The organism is Enterococcus sp. AMC2644 (genome assembly GCF_058216475.1).
The window spans coordinates 2823977-2840583 of record NZ_CM177095.1 but is presented as its reverse complement, the minus strand read 5'-3'; the positions used below and the strand labels follow the sequence as shown (position 1 = coordinate 2840583).

Here is a 16607-nt window from a genome sequence, read left to right as displayed (position 1 = left end):
GTTACTCCTCTCTAAATGGTGCCCTCAAAATACATTTGTATTTCATCGAGTTCCATCCGTGTGTCTGTGATAAATTCTTCTATTTGTTCGAGAACAAACCTACTATTTTCAGGTAAGTACGTCTCATTTAATTGAGATATTTGCTCTAAGTACCAACGTTCTTTGGCACGTAAAGAATCAAAATCATGGATGGTTAGATATTGTTGATAGTCGATAAGTAAACGCATCTTCTCTTGTTCATCCATATATTGGAATTGATAGATCAAAAATGGTTTTAAAAAAGTCATTTGTAGCTTTTTTGCCATTGCTTGATAAGGGGTCGTTAAGGCACTGATAGTGAATCCTTCTCTGCCACCCACTTGATATTCCTTTTCTGCAGCACCGATAATTAAAACTAAACCCAATTCTTTGCCTTTAAGTGCAATACCTCGAGGTCCATAAGCAAAGCCTTCTGTCAATACATCATCCAACCATTGTTTTAATGTAGCTGGTGATGAATACCAGTAAAACGGAAATTGGAGAATAATGCGATCATGTTCCTTTAATAAACGTTGCTCTTGTTTTATATCAATTTTTCCATCTGGATAAATTGCTTCTAAATGATGATATGTCAGTTCTTCAGATTGAGGAAAAGAGTCTTTCAAATATTTTTGACTACTAGAATCTGAAATGTCTGGATGTGAAATGATAACGAGTGTTTTCATTCTTTTCCCTCCTTATAGTTACTATTAAAATATAGATCAGTTAATTTGAAAAGTAAGTTGTTCCAATAAGCAGCAGTTGAATCATTTAATCTTAGCAAGCTAAAACAATCATTGCTGCAAGCAACTTACGCAAAAAAGGCCTGTGACATAAGAAGATTGACAGTAGCATATCCTAGCAGTAGAAGATTGCTCTTGCGGTCCAGTTGGTCCTCGTCGCAATTTCACCTTGATTTGGCGTAACTCATGCTATTTTGTTCGGATATTTCCGTCTTTTTTTCTTATGATACAAAGCCTTTAAGCTAGTTTATTGAACTGCTGAGATTAATTTTGTATTTTTAGCGTATTTCCTTATGGTATTAACAACAGTGGCTACTTTTAAAGTTAACGCTCCAGGATTGCTGAAATCAAATGCTTGTTCAGCTAACAAAGTTATCTAAGCCATTACTCGCAAAATGACTGTCACGAATGGGGAACAATGTAGATAAGTTGCTTTTTAATTGAATGCAGTGCCAGTTTTTGCTTATTTTTTTAATGAGTGTTTGTTCAAACTTCTTGTGACTGCTCCAAATCTTTTTTTCGAACGAGAAACCGATTAAATTCTTGATCTACAATAATAACGGTATTTTGTAAAATTTTTTCTATTTTCCCATTTACGTCGACTTCATTTGGATCTTTTGCTTCGATAAATTTTCCAATTTTAATTTCTACCATCTATCTTCTCTTCTTTCCCTATTTTAATGATTAGTTATTGGCAGTTTATCATATTAATTGGTCATTAAACTATTTATAGCTTAAACGTTGCTTTTTTTGTCCTGAACGTCGTAAAGCGATGAAAAAAATCACCTATTTATGTCATAAAACACAAAAATCCACCTTCCATTAGTTAATTATTTCAGTTAAAAGTGTTCAAATTTTCAATGAATATCATAAAAAAATAGACTTCAAAAATTGATTTCTCTTTGAAGTCTATCTGATTTAAATTTCCAAATTTTTTCATATGTCAATTTGTAGCAGTTTTTTGGTTACTTGTTCTGTTCTTTTTTCAAGTTGGTTGTGGGTAAATTTGCCTAAATGGAGCTGTTCAATTAATTGTCCATCACGCATAAATAGAATACGTTCACTTTGAGCAGCGATTTTTGCATCATGGGTTACCAGTAAAATAGTGGTGCCTTCTTGATTGATTTGAAGAAATATCTCCATAATCTCTTCCGCAGCTTTAGAATTTAATGCGCCTGTAGGTTCATCCCCATAAATAATTATAGGATCATTGATTAACGCCCGACAAATACCAGCTCTTTGTAATTGACCTCCAGACACTTGATGAATCATGCGTTTTGCCAGCAGACCAATTCGTGCTTTATCTAAAAGTTTTTCTGCTTTTCTTACCAACTCTTTGTTTTTGGAATTATCTCTTCTGGCAGGTAGTAGAACATTATCAATAATGGTTAAATTTTTCAAAAATATCGGTTGTTGAAAAACAAATCCCATTTTCTGACGACGTAAGTCTGCACGCGTATTTTCACTACAAGCAGTCAATGATTGTTCACGGAAAAAAACGTCGCCACTATCAATGGTGTCCATCCCGCTCAACGCATAAAGTAAGGTAGATTTCCCAGATCCAGAAGGCCCCATAATCGAAACAAATTCACCTTGTGAAATAGCAACGGAAACATCGTGCAATACAGTATTTTTTTCATTATCAGTATAGAATGATTTATAAATATGTTGGCCATTAATTATTTTCATCGTCTACTCCTTCAAATTTTCTGAAATTGATACATTACTAGCCTGATGACTTCCTAATTTTGTTGCTACAAATGTACTAATAAACAGCAACAATGGAAAAACTCCATAAACAATTGGATGATGAATAAATGTAAACGAATCAACACCGAAAGAAGAGATAGCCATACCTACAATCATTTCTCCGAGGGTGTTTGCTAAAATACTTCCACTAACGACACTAATAATCAAAACAAACGTACTACGTGTGATGTATTGTCTAGAAATATCCTGATTTGTAAAGCCAAGAGCCTTTAGCATAGCAATTTCTGCTCGATCTTTGGCAATAAGTAGTCTCATAAACAACAGACTAACTAAACCAGTAATAATTAAGGCTACTAAAAAAGCTAGCATTGCAGCAGTTTGAATAGATGAAATTATGGAGCCAAATACTTGTTGTTTATGATTTTGCGCATCAGTAACTTTTGCAAAAGAGAATTCTTTCGTTAGTTGTGTCATAACGTCTTGTATTTCCTGTTGTTGATACAATTGAATATAATAATTTAACCATAGAGTAGGCGATGTCGAATCTTCAAAGCTTGCCTTTGCTGTTTTTCCACCATTAAAAATGTTGGAATAGATTCCTGAAACGATCATTTGACGTGTTCCTTGATTGGTAACAATTTCGATAGAATCGCCAATCGTTTTATCAAATTCAGCAGCGTTTAATGAGGATAAAGCAATTTCATTTTCGTTTTGAGGAGCTTCACCAAAGTTGTATTCAATGGGGAAAGTATCATGGTCGCCAAGCTCAATAACCAATTTCTCCTCTGAACCATCTGCTTGCTTTACCTTAAAGGATTTTGAAGTTACTTGTACGAATTTCTTAATTTGGTTATTCTTTTTGAGAGCATGGTTAATCTGTTGCTCTCTTTCAATCAGTGTGTCTGATTGATACATACTAACCATCAAGTCCATTTCGCCAAATCCTAAATATTTAGAAAAAGAAGAATCCGCAATTGTCTGATAGGTATTCCAAGGAAGAATCATCGCAAAGCTAGCTAAAAAAAGAACAATCAACATGGTTGCATAAAGTTTCTTTCGAGACAATACATCTTTTATTCCTAAAAAAAGATTGGTTGATAAAAACTTATTTTTACTTAATGACAAGTAGCGAGAGGTGACTGCCTTTTCTTCAGGACTACCTGTTCGTATTGCTGAAGCAGCAGATAATTTGCGAAACCGCCTTAATAAAAACTGAATGTAACCGATTACCATAAAAAACACAAATAAACTACTGACACTTGCTGATGGTACACTCCAACTTGCGTAACTACTTTCTCCAAGATAAAGACGAATATTTTCCAAAAGCGGTTGACTAAATATAAAAGCTAAAGCTAGTCCAATTAAACAACCTATCACAGAGAGGATTGCATATTTTGCAAGATATATTTTTTTGATATCAGCTATTCGTAAACCAATTGCTTTCATCGTACCAATTTCTCGATAATCTTCTTCAATCTTGGTCAACAACGTGAAACGAATGCACATGAATGCAATCAATACGATTAGCACCCCCACTAAAAGAATGATGGCAATCATAATCCCATCAGATAACCCATTGATTAATTTAAATAACGCCTTGGTTAAGGTGGGACCATTTGCTTCTAAACCAGCGTCAACATACGCAGTTTCAAAAGCATTAACAGCGGCTGAGTCTTTCAGCTGAAATTCAATTAAATATTCGACAGTTCCTTCTGAGACTAATGTTTGATAGTCTGTTTCATGCACTAAAAATCGTTTCGAAGATGCTAAAGGAGAATTCATTTGCCCATCTCTGAGAAATCCAGCTATCTGAAACTTTTTGCCCGCAACTACTGCTTTTTCACCAATTTTAGCAGAGCCATCTCTCAGGTAACCAATAGGGACATATAGTTCCCCTTCAGCAACTTGAATTGGTTTCCCCTCCAAATCTAAAAGAAAGTCAAAATACGGACTTTGTACAGAAAAACCATTGTCTTGGACACTATCCAACAACTGCGTATTTCCTAATTGAATTTTTGAGTTTGCTACATTCAAAAAATTCAATACTTGATACGCTTGAACTTGCTCATTTTTATCTGCAAATTGATCCATCCGAGCTTGATCCATCGAACCGCTATGCATTTGTAAAAAGTCAGGTACTTGCGCTTGGTTCGTCAACGCATCGATTGATCCAACCAAGTTTACTGTTAAAATTGCCACAATACTAACCAGTGTAGTTGCTATGGTAATAAACAGCATAGAGGTAAAACTAATCAATTTATTTCTTAATAAATCATTACGAATAATTTGAGTATACATCGTACCTCTCCTATTCTTTGGTTAAAAATGGAAGCAAGCGTTGGCTGATAATTGTAGGTTGTGTGCCGAGAATCCTTTCTACATTAAATACAAAAGCATTGATTCTTGTGTTCTCTTCTTCTGGTGGTAGCGTTAATGCTTGATTATCGAAAATGGTGACAGCATATACAATAAGCATTTCGATACTGCCATACGGATACGCAGTATGAAAAATATCTTCTGCCACACCTTCTTCAATAAGAGGTACAAATAATGGAATGATTTCTTGGATTAAGACTTGATAAATTTTTTGGTGCATAAGTGCATTTTGCGGTTGATGAACTTGAGTCATTACCTCTTCTGTCGTTTCCTCACTAATATTTAGCGAAGAAAACGCCATTAGTAATCGATCAATAACATGAATATCTTTTTTATCTATTATATTTTTAACACGAACAAATATTTTTTGATTATAGCGATGAATAATCCCATCCATAATTGCTTCTTTGCTATCAAAGTGGTGATAAAGTGTGCCACGTGCAATACCTAAAGCTTTTAAGATATCATTTGTACTAGTTGCATCATAGCCTTTGCTATTGAATAATTGCTCTGCAACATCTAGAATTTCATTTTTCCTTTCTTCCGCAGTCTTAGTTTCCCGCATACACTACACTCTCTTTCTTATAGACCGACAGTCGGTCTATTGCTATGTTAAATTAAGTATACTTGATAAGCGTTAGTAAAACAATATAAATGTGGTCATCTAAAACTTTTAAAAAGTTTGCTTATTCAAAAATCAACCAAATAACGCCGACTCGTTTACTCATGAGAAACGAATCGGCGGATAACTATTTTATTAAAAAGATAGTTTAACGATTAACTTTGACTGTTTTTGTTGTTTCAATTGTTACACGGCCACTTTTGATAACAAAAAGACGTGTTGGTAAATCAATAATCGCGTCATTGACAACTTTAGTATCTAATAGAACCATATCCGCTTGATTACCAACTTCGATTCCATATTCTTTCAAACCAATTGCTCGCGCAGGATTTGTTGTAATCATTGGTAATACAGTTGGCAAATCATCTGCCCCACCTAAATGTGCAACTGGAATAGCTAACATTGCTGTTTGCATAATATCTCCTGTGCCATAAGGTGTAAAAGCATTACGGATATTATTCGTTGCAATACACATATTTACACCGCCATCACGTAATTTACGAATTGGCGTAACCGCTCTACGTAGATTATATTCATCAGAGCGTGCTCCTAAATGTAAGTCAGTTGCTGGCAAAGCCATCACACTGATATCAGCTTCTGCCATTAATTCAATGATTGGACGTAATTCTACTTCCGGTAAAGCATGTAAGGCAGTTAGATGGCCAACTGATACACGACCTTGGTAACCTTCCGCAATGGTTTTCTTACATAGATACTCGATAGATAAATTGTCAGCTTCGTCAGCAAAATCTTGGTGTAAGTCGATATCTTTATTATATTTTTTAGCGATTTCAAATACTAAATCAATATGATCATTGGCAGGTGCATCGTTATAAGGGATTCCTCCAACCACATCAGCCCCCATCTCCATTGCTTGATACATCATTTCTTCTGTACCAGGCGCTTTAAAAATACCCTCTTGTGGGAATGCGACTACTTGAATATCTACTAGATCTTTATACTCTTCTTTTAATTGTAAAATCGTTTCAAAACCAGTAAATCCTTGGGCAGGATCAAATTCTGAATGTGTCCGAATAGTAGTTACGCCACTAGTGATAATCATCTCCAAAGCTTGTTTAGCACGTGTGTACACATCTTCTTTAGTAAAAGTTGGTTTCAACTCTGCTGTGACCTTGATGGCTTCTTGTAAAGTGCCTGATTTATTAGGTTTGCGACTAGCAATCAAAGCTTTATCCAAATGAATATGACTTTCAATTAGACCTGGAATCAATACACGTCCTTCTGCTTGAATTTCTCTATCCGCATTGCCTTCAATCGCATCCGCAATTTCAATGATTTTACCACTTTGAACGGCAACATCTTTTAACTCCTCATGATCTTGTAGACGAGCTTGTCTAATAATTAAATCCATAATAAGTCCCTACTTTCTTTTATTTTATACCATAACTAAATTATTTGATTTGAGTAGCTTTATAAAAGTTGGTCTTTAGGCAAAGATGAACGAAATGATTAGCAGAATCACTGATGCAATACTAATCCATTTTATATTTCCTTTAACAATATCTAAAATTGGTGTTTGGAAACCTGAAGATAATGCTTGCATTGTGATATTTACAAAACTCATTTGACTACCTAAACCGACACCCATCGTTACAAAACCTAAAGCAACGACTGGGAAACCTAATGAAACAGCGACTGGCAATACTAAGGTTAACACTGAACCAACATAAGCACCTGCCGGAATTCCGATTAAAATCCCTGTCAATACAGCGACTGGGATAACAATTGCTGTTGGCGCATTATTGGCAACCCCTGCGATAACTGAGAATGTTCCAGTTGCTGCAATAACGTTGATAAATCCTAAGAAGATCCCTACTTGGAATAAACGAGTTAAGATATAAGATGAACCATCAACCATTGCTGTGACAGATTCATTCATATCAAATTTAGTACATAGATAGATTAAAGCAAGCGTAACTACCATATATGTTAATGGCGTGAAGATTGCTATACCTACTAAATTATTTACTACTGGACCAAAAATTACGGCAAATAATAAGAAAATTGCTGGGATTGTGATTTTAAATAACTGACCATTTGTCATGTTGCTATACTCATCATCGGCTGCTTCTTTAAAACCAATTCCGCGACGTTTTGTTCCCCAATAAGCTAAGACTAATGCTAAGACTACAAAGAATAACCAGTATGGACGCATTGTAGTTACATATTCTGCTGCATCAATACCAGCCAATTGAGAGGTAATACTTGTTTCTAATGACGCTGGTGAAGTAGTAAATGACACGGCAGCTGCTAAAGACATTGCAGCAATTAATTCGGGTACTACGCCTACTGCTGCAAAAGCTAATGGAGCAATTACCATCGCACTACCGCCACCAATACCTGACATATACGTTGCAGCTGCTAATAAGATAACGATAAACACTGAGACAAACTCAACTTTACCTTTCGTTCCTCGTTTAGCTAAAGCTAAAGCAGCAGAATAACCACCTGATTTAAATACAGCCATTGCTATTGCTGAGTTAATAATTGGCACAGTAATTCCTAACATTGTTGGAATCGCATCAAGTATCTGTTGGTTTACATCAGCTAAACTAATTCCGCCAATGATAATTGCTAAGATTCCCCCAACTAAACCAGCGATAATCATATCTACCTTTAAAAACAACAAAACCAAGACAATAATTAATGGAATTAAAGTAAGAATTGCGGAAAATCCTGTTGGTGCTTGGACTTCTAATTCTTGTGCAAATGCTACTGTTGGTACTAATAAGTTTACTACTACTGCCAACAAACCTGCTTTAAGTACTTTTGTGAAATTCATTTGTTTTCCTCCTTAATTTCCTATTTTTGATAGGCTGACAATATTGAGAGCTGTGTCTTCTTGTGCTCTCAACTAACACTAAAAATTTTATCCCTCCCTACTTGTATATCTGTTACTTTTGGCATAGATACCTAATAAAATTTATTAAAAATAATTTTCTCCTTCTTTTAACTAATGGATAATTTCTCTCTTATAGATTATGATAGGAAGTAGAAAATTATTTCTGAGTGTCATTTAGTTATTAACTAAATATGCTTATACTAATATTTTAAATCATTTGAATACGGATTCAATTAGGAATATTTCCAATGAATATTGCATTTGATTGGATAAAATAGATAGTCGGAGGATTTTAACGATGTTAACAGTAGAAGATTTGCTACATTTAGATGAATTAAAAGGAATTACCCTCTTAGCTGGTGAAAAAAATATCAAAAATCAAATCTTACAGGTGAATATTATGGAAAACCCGGATGCCTTTGATTGGCTTACACCTGGAGAGATGTTGTTGACAACTGGCTTTATTTTTAAAGATGATGAAGCGATGCAAAAGCGATTAATACGCGACTTAGCTAAGATGAATTGTTCGGCACTTGGCTTTAAATTACAACGTTACTTTGACGAAATTCCTGAAGCAATGGTCAAGCTAGCAAATAAAGTCAATCTTCCTATTTTATCGATTCCTTATGATTATAATTTCACAGAGATTATCTCAATCATTAATCAAAATCATAAGTTTAATCAAGGAATGGTTAGCTCATTAGAAGTTTCAATGCACAACAAAATGTATCGAATTTTAGAAGCAGGAAACGGGAGTAAGCACGTGGTTCAAAAATTATCTGAATCAATTCAGAATCCCGTGGCATTATTAGACCAGAATTTTAATCCTACCTTTTATTCCGATCTCCCCAATAATCAGATACCAATTTCAAGCATCCTAAAAAAACCGCAAAATATTCAATATATCCAGCAATTTTTGAATGAACGAATTAACTCATCATTGCGTTTTTATCAAGATCCAATAAATTTAGACTTTAACTTTGGTCAAGAAACGGTACCTATTCGAATTTTTCCAATTAAAAAGAATAATATTATTCTTTCATATTTAATCATTTGGAATACCATGCATGAATTGGGACCTTTAGATATTATTGAGTTAAAAGTAGCGGCACAATATTTATTACTGCAGCTACAATTGGAAGATTCATTAAATATTGAAAGCTATCAAAAACGAAATGAAATGTTTTTTGAAATTATTCGGAATAAGTATCAAAATGAAGATGACTTAATGCAATTCATTAAATACTATCAGCTAAAAACTGATGCTATTTATTCTATTGCTATCCTCTCAACAAATACCATGACTCATTCCAATCGACAGATGATGAACTTAAGTACTCGTTTGAATCAAATGTTAAGTGGGTATCGCCAGAAAATGATTTGCATTGAATACAGCAATTCATTTATTTTATTAATCCAAGATCCGCCTGCCGATGAAAAAGAATATTTAAAAACGATGAATACCCTTGGAAAATCTTTATTAAATCAATTAGCTAAAGAGTCTAATGTACCGGATATTACAATGGTTATCGGCCCTACCGTACCAAATATCAAACAGATATATGTCTCTTTCCAGCAAGCGTTACAAACATTGGATATTTATAATAGTGATGCTTCTTTAGATTCCTCCAATCGAATTATTTCGTATGACGATGTCTTTTTAAAGCATATTATCCGAGAACATTTGTCAGTTGATGGCTTACATAAAATTACTGAACGTTTTATTACACCACTAAGACAATTTGATAATTTGAATAAAAGTGAATATTTAAAAACCCTTCAAGCTTATTATCAAGCAAATCGGAATATTACCAAAGCTGCTGAAAATCTATTTATTCATCGGAATACTTTATTACATCGTCTAAGTAAGATTGAAGAAATTTTGAATATTAGTTTTGATACACCGGGAGACAATCTACAACTGGAGTTTGTCATTTATATTTTTCCACTTTTATAAAAAAATAACTATTAATGCAGACAAAGCCTACTCATGTTTTGTCTGCATTAATAGTTTAACTAACAGTAAATAATGGCGCAAAAAAATCATTTTTTGCTTCTTTTAGATAAAATGGTTTGTAAAGCAAGTCTCCCTTGAAAACAATTCAAGTAAGACTTGCTTTACGAGCAGTGTACAAATAGTTACTATTACAGTAAGGAGGCGGATAAAATGAAAAATCAACCCTTTAATGCTGTAAGTTTAGGTAAAACGATTGCAAACTATCGAAAAATGAAAAATCTAACTCAAAGTGAGTTAGCTGAAGCACTTTATGTCAGCCATCAAGCAATTTCCTCTTGGGAAAATGGACTGACTTCTCCAGATATCTCAAACTTATCAAAGCTAGCTAAAATTTTTAATCTGAGTATTGATAGATTACTAGGTAATGACGAATTAGCTGCAACCATTACTAAAATTGAAGAGCACAATTCACTAAAAGAAGCAGAAATAATTAATATCGCACCCATTGTTAAACCTACTACTTTAAATGAAATCATCGAAGAAATAGAGGACCCACATTTCAGTATCGATATTTTACTAGAATTGGCACCCTTTATTGATAAAAATCATTTATTTGACTGTATCAAAGCCTCTTTGACAAACGTAACTTTAGCTGAGCTTACTGGACTTGCTCCTTTTTTAGATACAAGACAAATCTCTCAAATTATTGATTATTCATTATTTAAAGAAGACTACTCAATAAGCGATGTGGCGGAGCTAGCTCCTTTTTTAAATGAAGAAACTCTCGTTCAACTAATACAAAAATGTCTCAAACACCACTCAATAAATGATGTTTTAGAGTTAGTTCCTTTTCTAAGTAGAGAAACTTTAGCTCAGCTTATACGTGAAGAGTTATATCTAAATATAACTTTAGAAGAACTAACATTTCTATCTCCCTTCCTAGATTCTCAAAGTTTGAAAACAATTGCGCAAAAAAGTAATTATATTAACCCTACACATACATGATTTAAAACTGGTTGGTACTATCGGATGAAATCCCCCAAACAGTTTAGCTGAAATTTAGACGCTTTACTTACTTCTAGAAAACAAGAGTTCATCTAAGCTATCTCTAATTACAAGGTAACATTAATTCTTATTTTTATAGCTATTCTTCCTTACAAAACTAGAGAATTACGCAAAGATAATTCTCTAGTTTAGCTAACTATGACAATTTATACAGACGTGCTTCAAAAGGACGCAATTTTGAAAAATCGTAATCTAAATAATTAGATAACACGAGTTTATTGTCCGTCAATTCATCTAAGGAAACAAAAGCTTGCTCTTCCTTACTTAAATTCACCACAATTGCATAATGTTCTTGTTCATTTCTACGTTCATAGTGAAAAACCGGTTCTGCTTCAGTTTCAATATAATGGAAGTCACCACTAATAAATACAGGATGTTTTTTTCTTAATTGAATTAAACGTTTATAAAAATTAAACACAGAATTCGAATCTTCCTGTTCTAACTTCACATTGATTGTTCCCTTATTTGAATTCACTTTTAACCAAGGTTTTGTTTCAGAAAAGCCTGCAAATTTTGCACCAGTCCACTGCATCGGCGTACGAGCATTGTCTCGTGTAACAGCTGATATTTGCTCCATTGCTTGACTTTCAGAGTAACCACTAGTAATTAGTTGATTATACATATAAATAGTGTCCGTTGCATTGATCTCATCAATCGTATCAAATGCAGTATTTGTCATGCCGATTTCTTGTCCTTGATATATAAAAGGCGTTCCTTGCAATAACATAAAGGCCATCGCTAAAGCTTTTCCAGAAATCGTTCGATAGGCTGGGCTATCATCCCCATATACAGATACACTTCTTGGCAGGTCATGGTTTTCCATATATAATGCATTCCAGCCTTTATCGTTGCCACAAGCTTTTTGCCATCGAACTAAAGCATCTTTAAATTGTTTAAAGGGTTGTTCATCATTCACTGTTCGCCATAATCCAGTATGCTCAAATTCAAAGATCATATTAAAATAACCATCTTTACCTACCCAAACTTCCGCTTCGTCTGCAGTAACTCCAGATGCTTCACCAACAGTCATTAAATGATGTTTTTTAAAGACAGCATTTAGTTCAGTTAAATATTCGCCAATACCTTCTACATTTTGAAAAGCTTTAAATGGTCGCTTCGAGTCATCATTTGGTATATCCCATTTTTCTTTTTTTATATGAGAAATGGCATCAATTCGGAAACCATCGATACCTTGATTTGCCCACCACTCAATCATTGCAAATATTTTTTTCTTCATTGCTAACGAATCCCAGTTCAAGTCAGGCTGTTCTTTTGCAAAAGTATGGAAATAATATTCTTTTCTTACTTCATCATACGTCCAGACAGAACCACCAAAAATTGACTGCCAATCATTAGGTGCTTTCCCGTTTACTGGCTCATGCCAGATATAGAAATCACTGTACTCAGGATCTTTTTGTCGAGATTTTTCGAACCAATTATGTTGATTAGATGTATGATTAATAACCAAGTCCATAATAATTTTTATATCCAACTGTTTTGCTTCTTTAACAAGCTCTTTAAACTCTTCCATCGTACCAAAATCGCTAGAAATTGCACAATAATCCGAAATATCATAGCCATTATCAAAATTAGGCGAAGCATAAATAGGAGTTATCCAAATAAAATCCACACCTAACTCTTTTAAATAAACTAATTTTTCTCGAATACCATTGATATCCCCAATTCCATCATTATTTGAATCCTTAAAACTTCGTGGGTAAATTTGATAACCGACTGCTTCTTTCCACCATGTACTCATTGTGACCCTCCAATATATTTTATTGCTTGTTTATTATAACTTTTTCTCTTTCTTTAAGATACCTATGAATGATATATGTTATCCTTATTATATGACAACTATTAGAAAAGGTGACAAAAAATGGATGAACGTACTTTTATTTTAATCGTGATTGTAGGAATTTTTCTGCTCATTATTGGTATGGAATACTACCAACGTTTGAAGTTAAAACAGCGTGTGAAAAAACAATGGGGCAACATTCCTCGTCAGCCAAGGTTTGATAACGAAGAAAGTTTAAAAAATGCTTGGCAACAAGAACGTTCTTTTAAAACATGGGACAGTGAAATTGATGATATCACTTGGCATGATTTAGATATGTTTCAAATATTTGAATTAATCAATGCGACCTACTCTAGTGTTGGTTCAGAAGCTCTTTATCAGCAATTGCGGAACTACCATTGGCAACAGGATTCTGAAATTGAAAAAATTATCGCTCATTATCAAAAATATCCTGACGAGCGCGAGAAAATCCAATACGCCTTTGCTCAGCTAGGAAAACAAGATAATAATTTTTCCAAATATTACCTCTCTAATCAAGAAAAAAAACCTTTAGGTAGTTTACCGATATTTATTTTGTTAGGAAGCTTACCTTTTATTGGTTTGTTCTTCTTTTTCCTTGGACAATCTAGCGGTCTTGTTTTAACTATTAGTAGTTTGGTCTTTAACACGATTTTTTATCAAATTAAAAAAGCTCAATTAGATATTGAACTCAATAGTATGCGTTATTTAATTCAAACCATCGCTACTGGCAAAAAAATTGCGAAAATCAGCCAGCCTTTACAAGATGATTTACAGGTGACTTTAAAAAATCTAAAGAGCATCCTCTATTTTGGTGTTTCTTTTCGTTCAAAAGGTAACTCAGAAACAGAAGTGCTTTTTGATTATTTAAATACCATGTTGATGCTACCTTTTATTTCCTATTCATTCGTTATTCATCGGATTAGTCATTATCAAAATGATGCCATTCGTCTTTGGGAAATATTGGGGAAATTAGAAGTTGCTGCAGCAATTTTAAATTTCCGTACATTTATGCCAGTAACTTGTCAGCCAACATTTGAAAATAGAGCGGTTACTGCAAAAAATATCTACCACCCATTATTGGACAAAGCTGTGATGAATCCTGTTGATTGGCAACAAACAACCTTAGTGACTGGTTCAAATGCTTCTGGTAAATCAACCTACGTTAAAAGTATCGCAATCAGTTGTATTTTGGCACAAACCATTCAAACGGCAATTGCTGAAAAATTTGTTATGCAACGTGGCCATGTTTTAACTTCAATGGCTGTCGAAGATAATATTGCCGAAGGAGACAGTTACTTTGTTGCTGAAATTAAATCCGTAAAACGATTATTGGATAAAGTTGCCACAAACGAACATTGTTACTGTTTTATTGATGAAATTTTAAAAGGTACAAACACAATTGAGCGAATTGCCGCATCCTCTAGTATTGTTGCTTGGTTAAGCCAAAGAAACAGCCTTGCAATGATTGCTACTCATGATATTGAGCTGACGGAAATTCTAAAAACAAAGTGTGAAAATATTCATTTTTCAGAACAAATTGATGAAGGTATCGGTATTTCTTTTGATTATCGTGTGAAAACAGGTGTAGCTAAAACACGTAATGCAATTGCTTTATTAAGTATCTTAGGTTATCCAGAATCAATCGTGACCAATGCTAAACAGACTTCTCACCACTTTGACAAATATCGAACGTGGTTAAATAGTAACTAAAAAATGACCACCCAAGTTAACTAATCTTTGCTTGAGTGGCCTTTCTTTATTTCTATAAAATACCCACGAATAATTTCTTTTGTTATTTCCGTGTCATTCCGTCGTAACCATCTTTTTTTGAAAATAAATAGCATTCAGCCCTTTAATTTGAACCAAACAATCATTAAAAATCTCCATACCTAAGAGACTCTTACGTCCAGCTATTTCGTATTTACTAAAACCAAGATAAACACAACAAAAAACTGTCACTTGCGCAACAGTCTTTGCTTATCTCAATATTCCTTTTTTACAACTATTTCCAGTTTTTTCAATTCGTAATAAGTAGCTGATCCTTGAACTTCTAATGTCCAGTCGCCTTCAAGAAAGAAACGTCCAGTAAAAACTGTTAAACCTTCATCTGCAAAAATTTCAATACTGGAATGATCAATAAATATACGCAAAGTATGAGAATTTGTTACTTGACGAACAGCAAAACGTTTTTGCCCGTATTGTTCATTGTATAATCGTGTTGTTTGGCTACGATCCAGACAATACTCTGCAGTATTGCCAGTGAAAACTAGTTGCTCGCCTCTTTTATTTTTTAGTATAATTTTCAGCTGATCCTTCATCTCTACAACTAATTCAAAAGCTTTGTGCTCGATATCTTTGGAACTTAATAGTTTTTCAGGATATTGCCTTAATTTCTCAACTTCTTTTAGTGGTAGTTGACGCAGACGGTCTTGATAAATTGTTACTTCACGTGGAATAGTCAACATATGTGCCCATTGAAATTCGTCAGAAGGATACGCACACTTTGAATTGCCTAACCACCCCAAAAGAATACGACGACCTTGTCTATCTCTAAAAATTTGAGGAGCATAAAAATCAAATCCCTTATCTAATTCGTAGAAAGATTCATGTTTAAACGTATTTGTTTCAACATTGAGCGGTTCACCCACCGCATATACAACAGAAAAAACATTCTGAAAATCATATGGATCAACCTTTTGAATACCCTGAGGTGAAAAAATCAACACCCCATTGATTTCGTCTTCAAAATAATTCGGACACTCTAGCATATAACCAAATGGGTAATCCATCAGATGAATCGTATCTGCCGCTTTAAAATTCGTAGGTGAGTCACCTTGACTTAACAATAATACTCCTTCATTTTGACAATTTTCAGCACCTGTAATCATATAATATTTATCCTTACGCTTAAACACAAAGGGATCTCGATAATTCATTGTTGTTTTCGTTAAATCAACATCTTCTACAATACCGGTCTTTTGTATTTCACCGTCTTGAACTAAAGCATGAATAGTCGCTGGCAATAAATTATCGCCAGCTTTACGAATTCCTGTGTAATACAAATGGATATCTTCTTCAACGAATGCCATACCAGTAAAACAACCATATTCATCAAATTCATCTTCAGGAACTAGTCTTGGACCGAAGCTTTCATAATGAAGGAAATCTTTAGTTTTAATATGATACCAATGCTTCAATCCATGAACTGTCCCTAACGGAAACCATTGATAATAAATATGGTACCAACCTTCTGTATCTTGGTATAAACCATTAGGATCATTTAGCAGTCCATGTGGTGGAGCAATGTGACTTGTCGGATAAAACTCCGTATCCTTTGCAACTTTTTGTTTCATCTTGGCTACATATGAACTTCCCACATCTGTTTTGCGGATGTAGCGGTTTTTTCTATCGGAAAAGTCTATAAAATCCATCAA

Annotated in this window: 12 protein-coding genes; 3 read left to right on the top strand and 9 right to left on the bottom strand. The window is 34.1% G+C overall.

The window, feature by feature from the left end; all coding sequences use genetic code 11:
• Nucleotides 1-11: 11 nt before the first annotated feature.
• The 7 genes from AC4BC5_RS13750 to AC4BC5_RS13720 form a co-directional block, all read right to left on the bottom strand.
• Nucleotides 12-704 carry an NAD(P)H-dependent oxidoreductase gene (locus AC4BC5_RS13750; protein ID WP_490495927.1) on the bottom strand — a complete coding sequence of 231 codons (693 nt, stop codon included), beginning with the start codon at nucleotides 702-704 and terminating at the stop codon, nucleotides 12-14.
• 543 nt (nucleotides 705-1247) lie between these two features.
• Nucleotides 1248-1415 carry a hypothetical protein gene (locus AC4BC5_RS13745; RefSeq protein WP_490495926.1) on the bottom strand — a complete coding sequence of 56 codons (168 nt, stop codon included), beginning with the start codon at nucleotides 1413-1415 and terminating at the stop codon, nucleotides 1248-1250.
• A gap of 282 nt (nucleotides 1416-1697) precedes the next feature.
• Complete coding sequence (locus tag AC4BC5_RS13740; RefSeq protein WP_490495925.1) at nucleotides 1698-2450, bottom strand: ABC transporter ATP-binding protein; 753 nt, start codon at nucleotides 2448-2450, stop codon at nucleotides 1698-1700.
• A gap of 3 nt (nucleotides 2451-2453) precedes the next feature.
• Nucleotides 2454-4769, bottom strand: coding sequence for an ABC transporter permease (locus tag AC4BC5_RS13735; RefSeq protein WP_490495924.1), 2316 nt, complete (start codon nucleotides 4767-4769; stop codon nucleotides 2454-2456).
• A 10-nt stretch (nucleotides 4770-4779) separates the two neighbouring features.
• A complete protein-coding gene (locus AC4BC5_RS13730) occupies nucleotides 4780-5412 on the bottom strand; it encodes a TetR/AcrR family transcriptional regulator (protein ID WP_490495923.1) in 633 nt (210 codons plus the stop codon).
• Nucleotides 5413-5617: 205 nt separating this feature from the next.
• Nucleotides 5618-6841, bottom strand: a complete 1224-nt coding sequence (locus tag AC4BC5_RS13725) for an amidohydrolase family protein (RefSeq protein ID WP_490495922.1) — start codon at nucleotides 6839-6841, stop codon at nucleotides 5618-5620.
• 75 nt (nucleotides 6842-6916) lie between these two features.
• A complete protein-coding gene (locus AC4BC5_RS13720; RefSeq protein ID WP_490495921.1) occupies nucleotides 6917-8272 on the bottom strand; it encodes a citrate transporter in 1356 nt (451 codons plus the stop codon).
• 358 nt (nucleotides 8273-8630) lie between these two features.
• Between AC4BC5_RS13720 and AC4BC5_RS13715 the strand changes: the two genes are divergently transcribed.
• Nucleotides 8631-10289: a PucR family transcriptional regulator gene (locus AC4BC5_RS13715; protein WP_490495920.1), complete on the top strand. Its 1659-nt coding sequence runs from the start codon at nucleotides 8631-8633 to the stop codon at nucleotides 10287-10289.
• Between the two features lie 210 nt (nucleotides 10290-10499).
• A complete protein-coding gene (locus AC4BC5_RS13710) occupies nucleotides 10500-11294 on the top strand; it encodes a helix-turn-helix domain-containing protein (protein ID WP_490495919.1) in 795 nt (264 codons plus the stop codon).
• 196 nt (nucleotides 11295-11490) lie between these two features.
• Here AC4BC5_RS13710 and AC4BC5_RS13705 read toward each other — a convergent pair whose 3' ends face one another.
• On the bottom strand, nucleotides 11491-13113 hold the full coding sequence (locus AC4BC5_RS13705; protein ID WP_490495918.1) for a glycoside hydrolase family 13 protein: 1623 nt from the start codon (nucleotides 13111-13113) through the stop codon (nucleotides 11491-11493).
• A 120-nt stretch (nucleotides 13114-13233) separates the two neighbouring features.
• Between AC4BC5_RS13705 and AC4BC5_RS13700 the strand changes: the two genes are divergently transcribed.
• Entirely contained in the window at nucleotides 13234-14883 is a 1650-nt protein-coding gene (locus tag AC4BC5_RS13700; protein ID WP_490495917.1) for a MutS-related protein, read from the top strand.
• Between the two features lie 272 nt (nucleotides 14884-15155).
• Here the strand turns inward: AC4BC5_RS13700 and AC4BC5_RS13695 are convergent, their stop codons facing one another.
• Entirely contained in the window at nucleotides 15156-16604 is a 1449-nt protein-coding gene (locus AC4BC5_RS13695; protein WP_490495916.1) for a glycoside hydrolase family 32 protein, read from the bottom strand.
• Nucleotides 16605-16607: the final 3 nt, after the last annotated feature.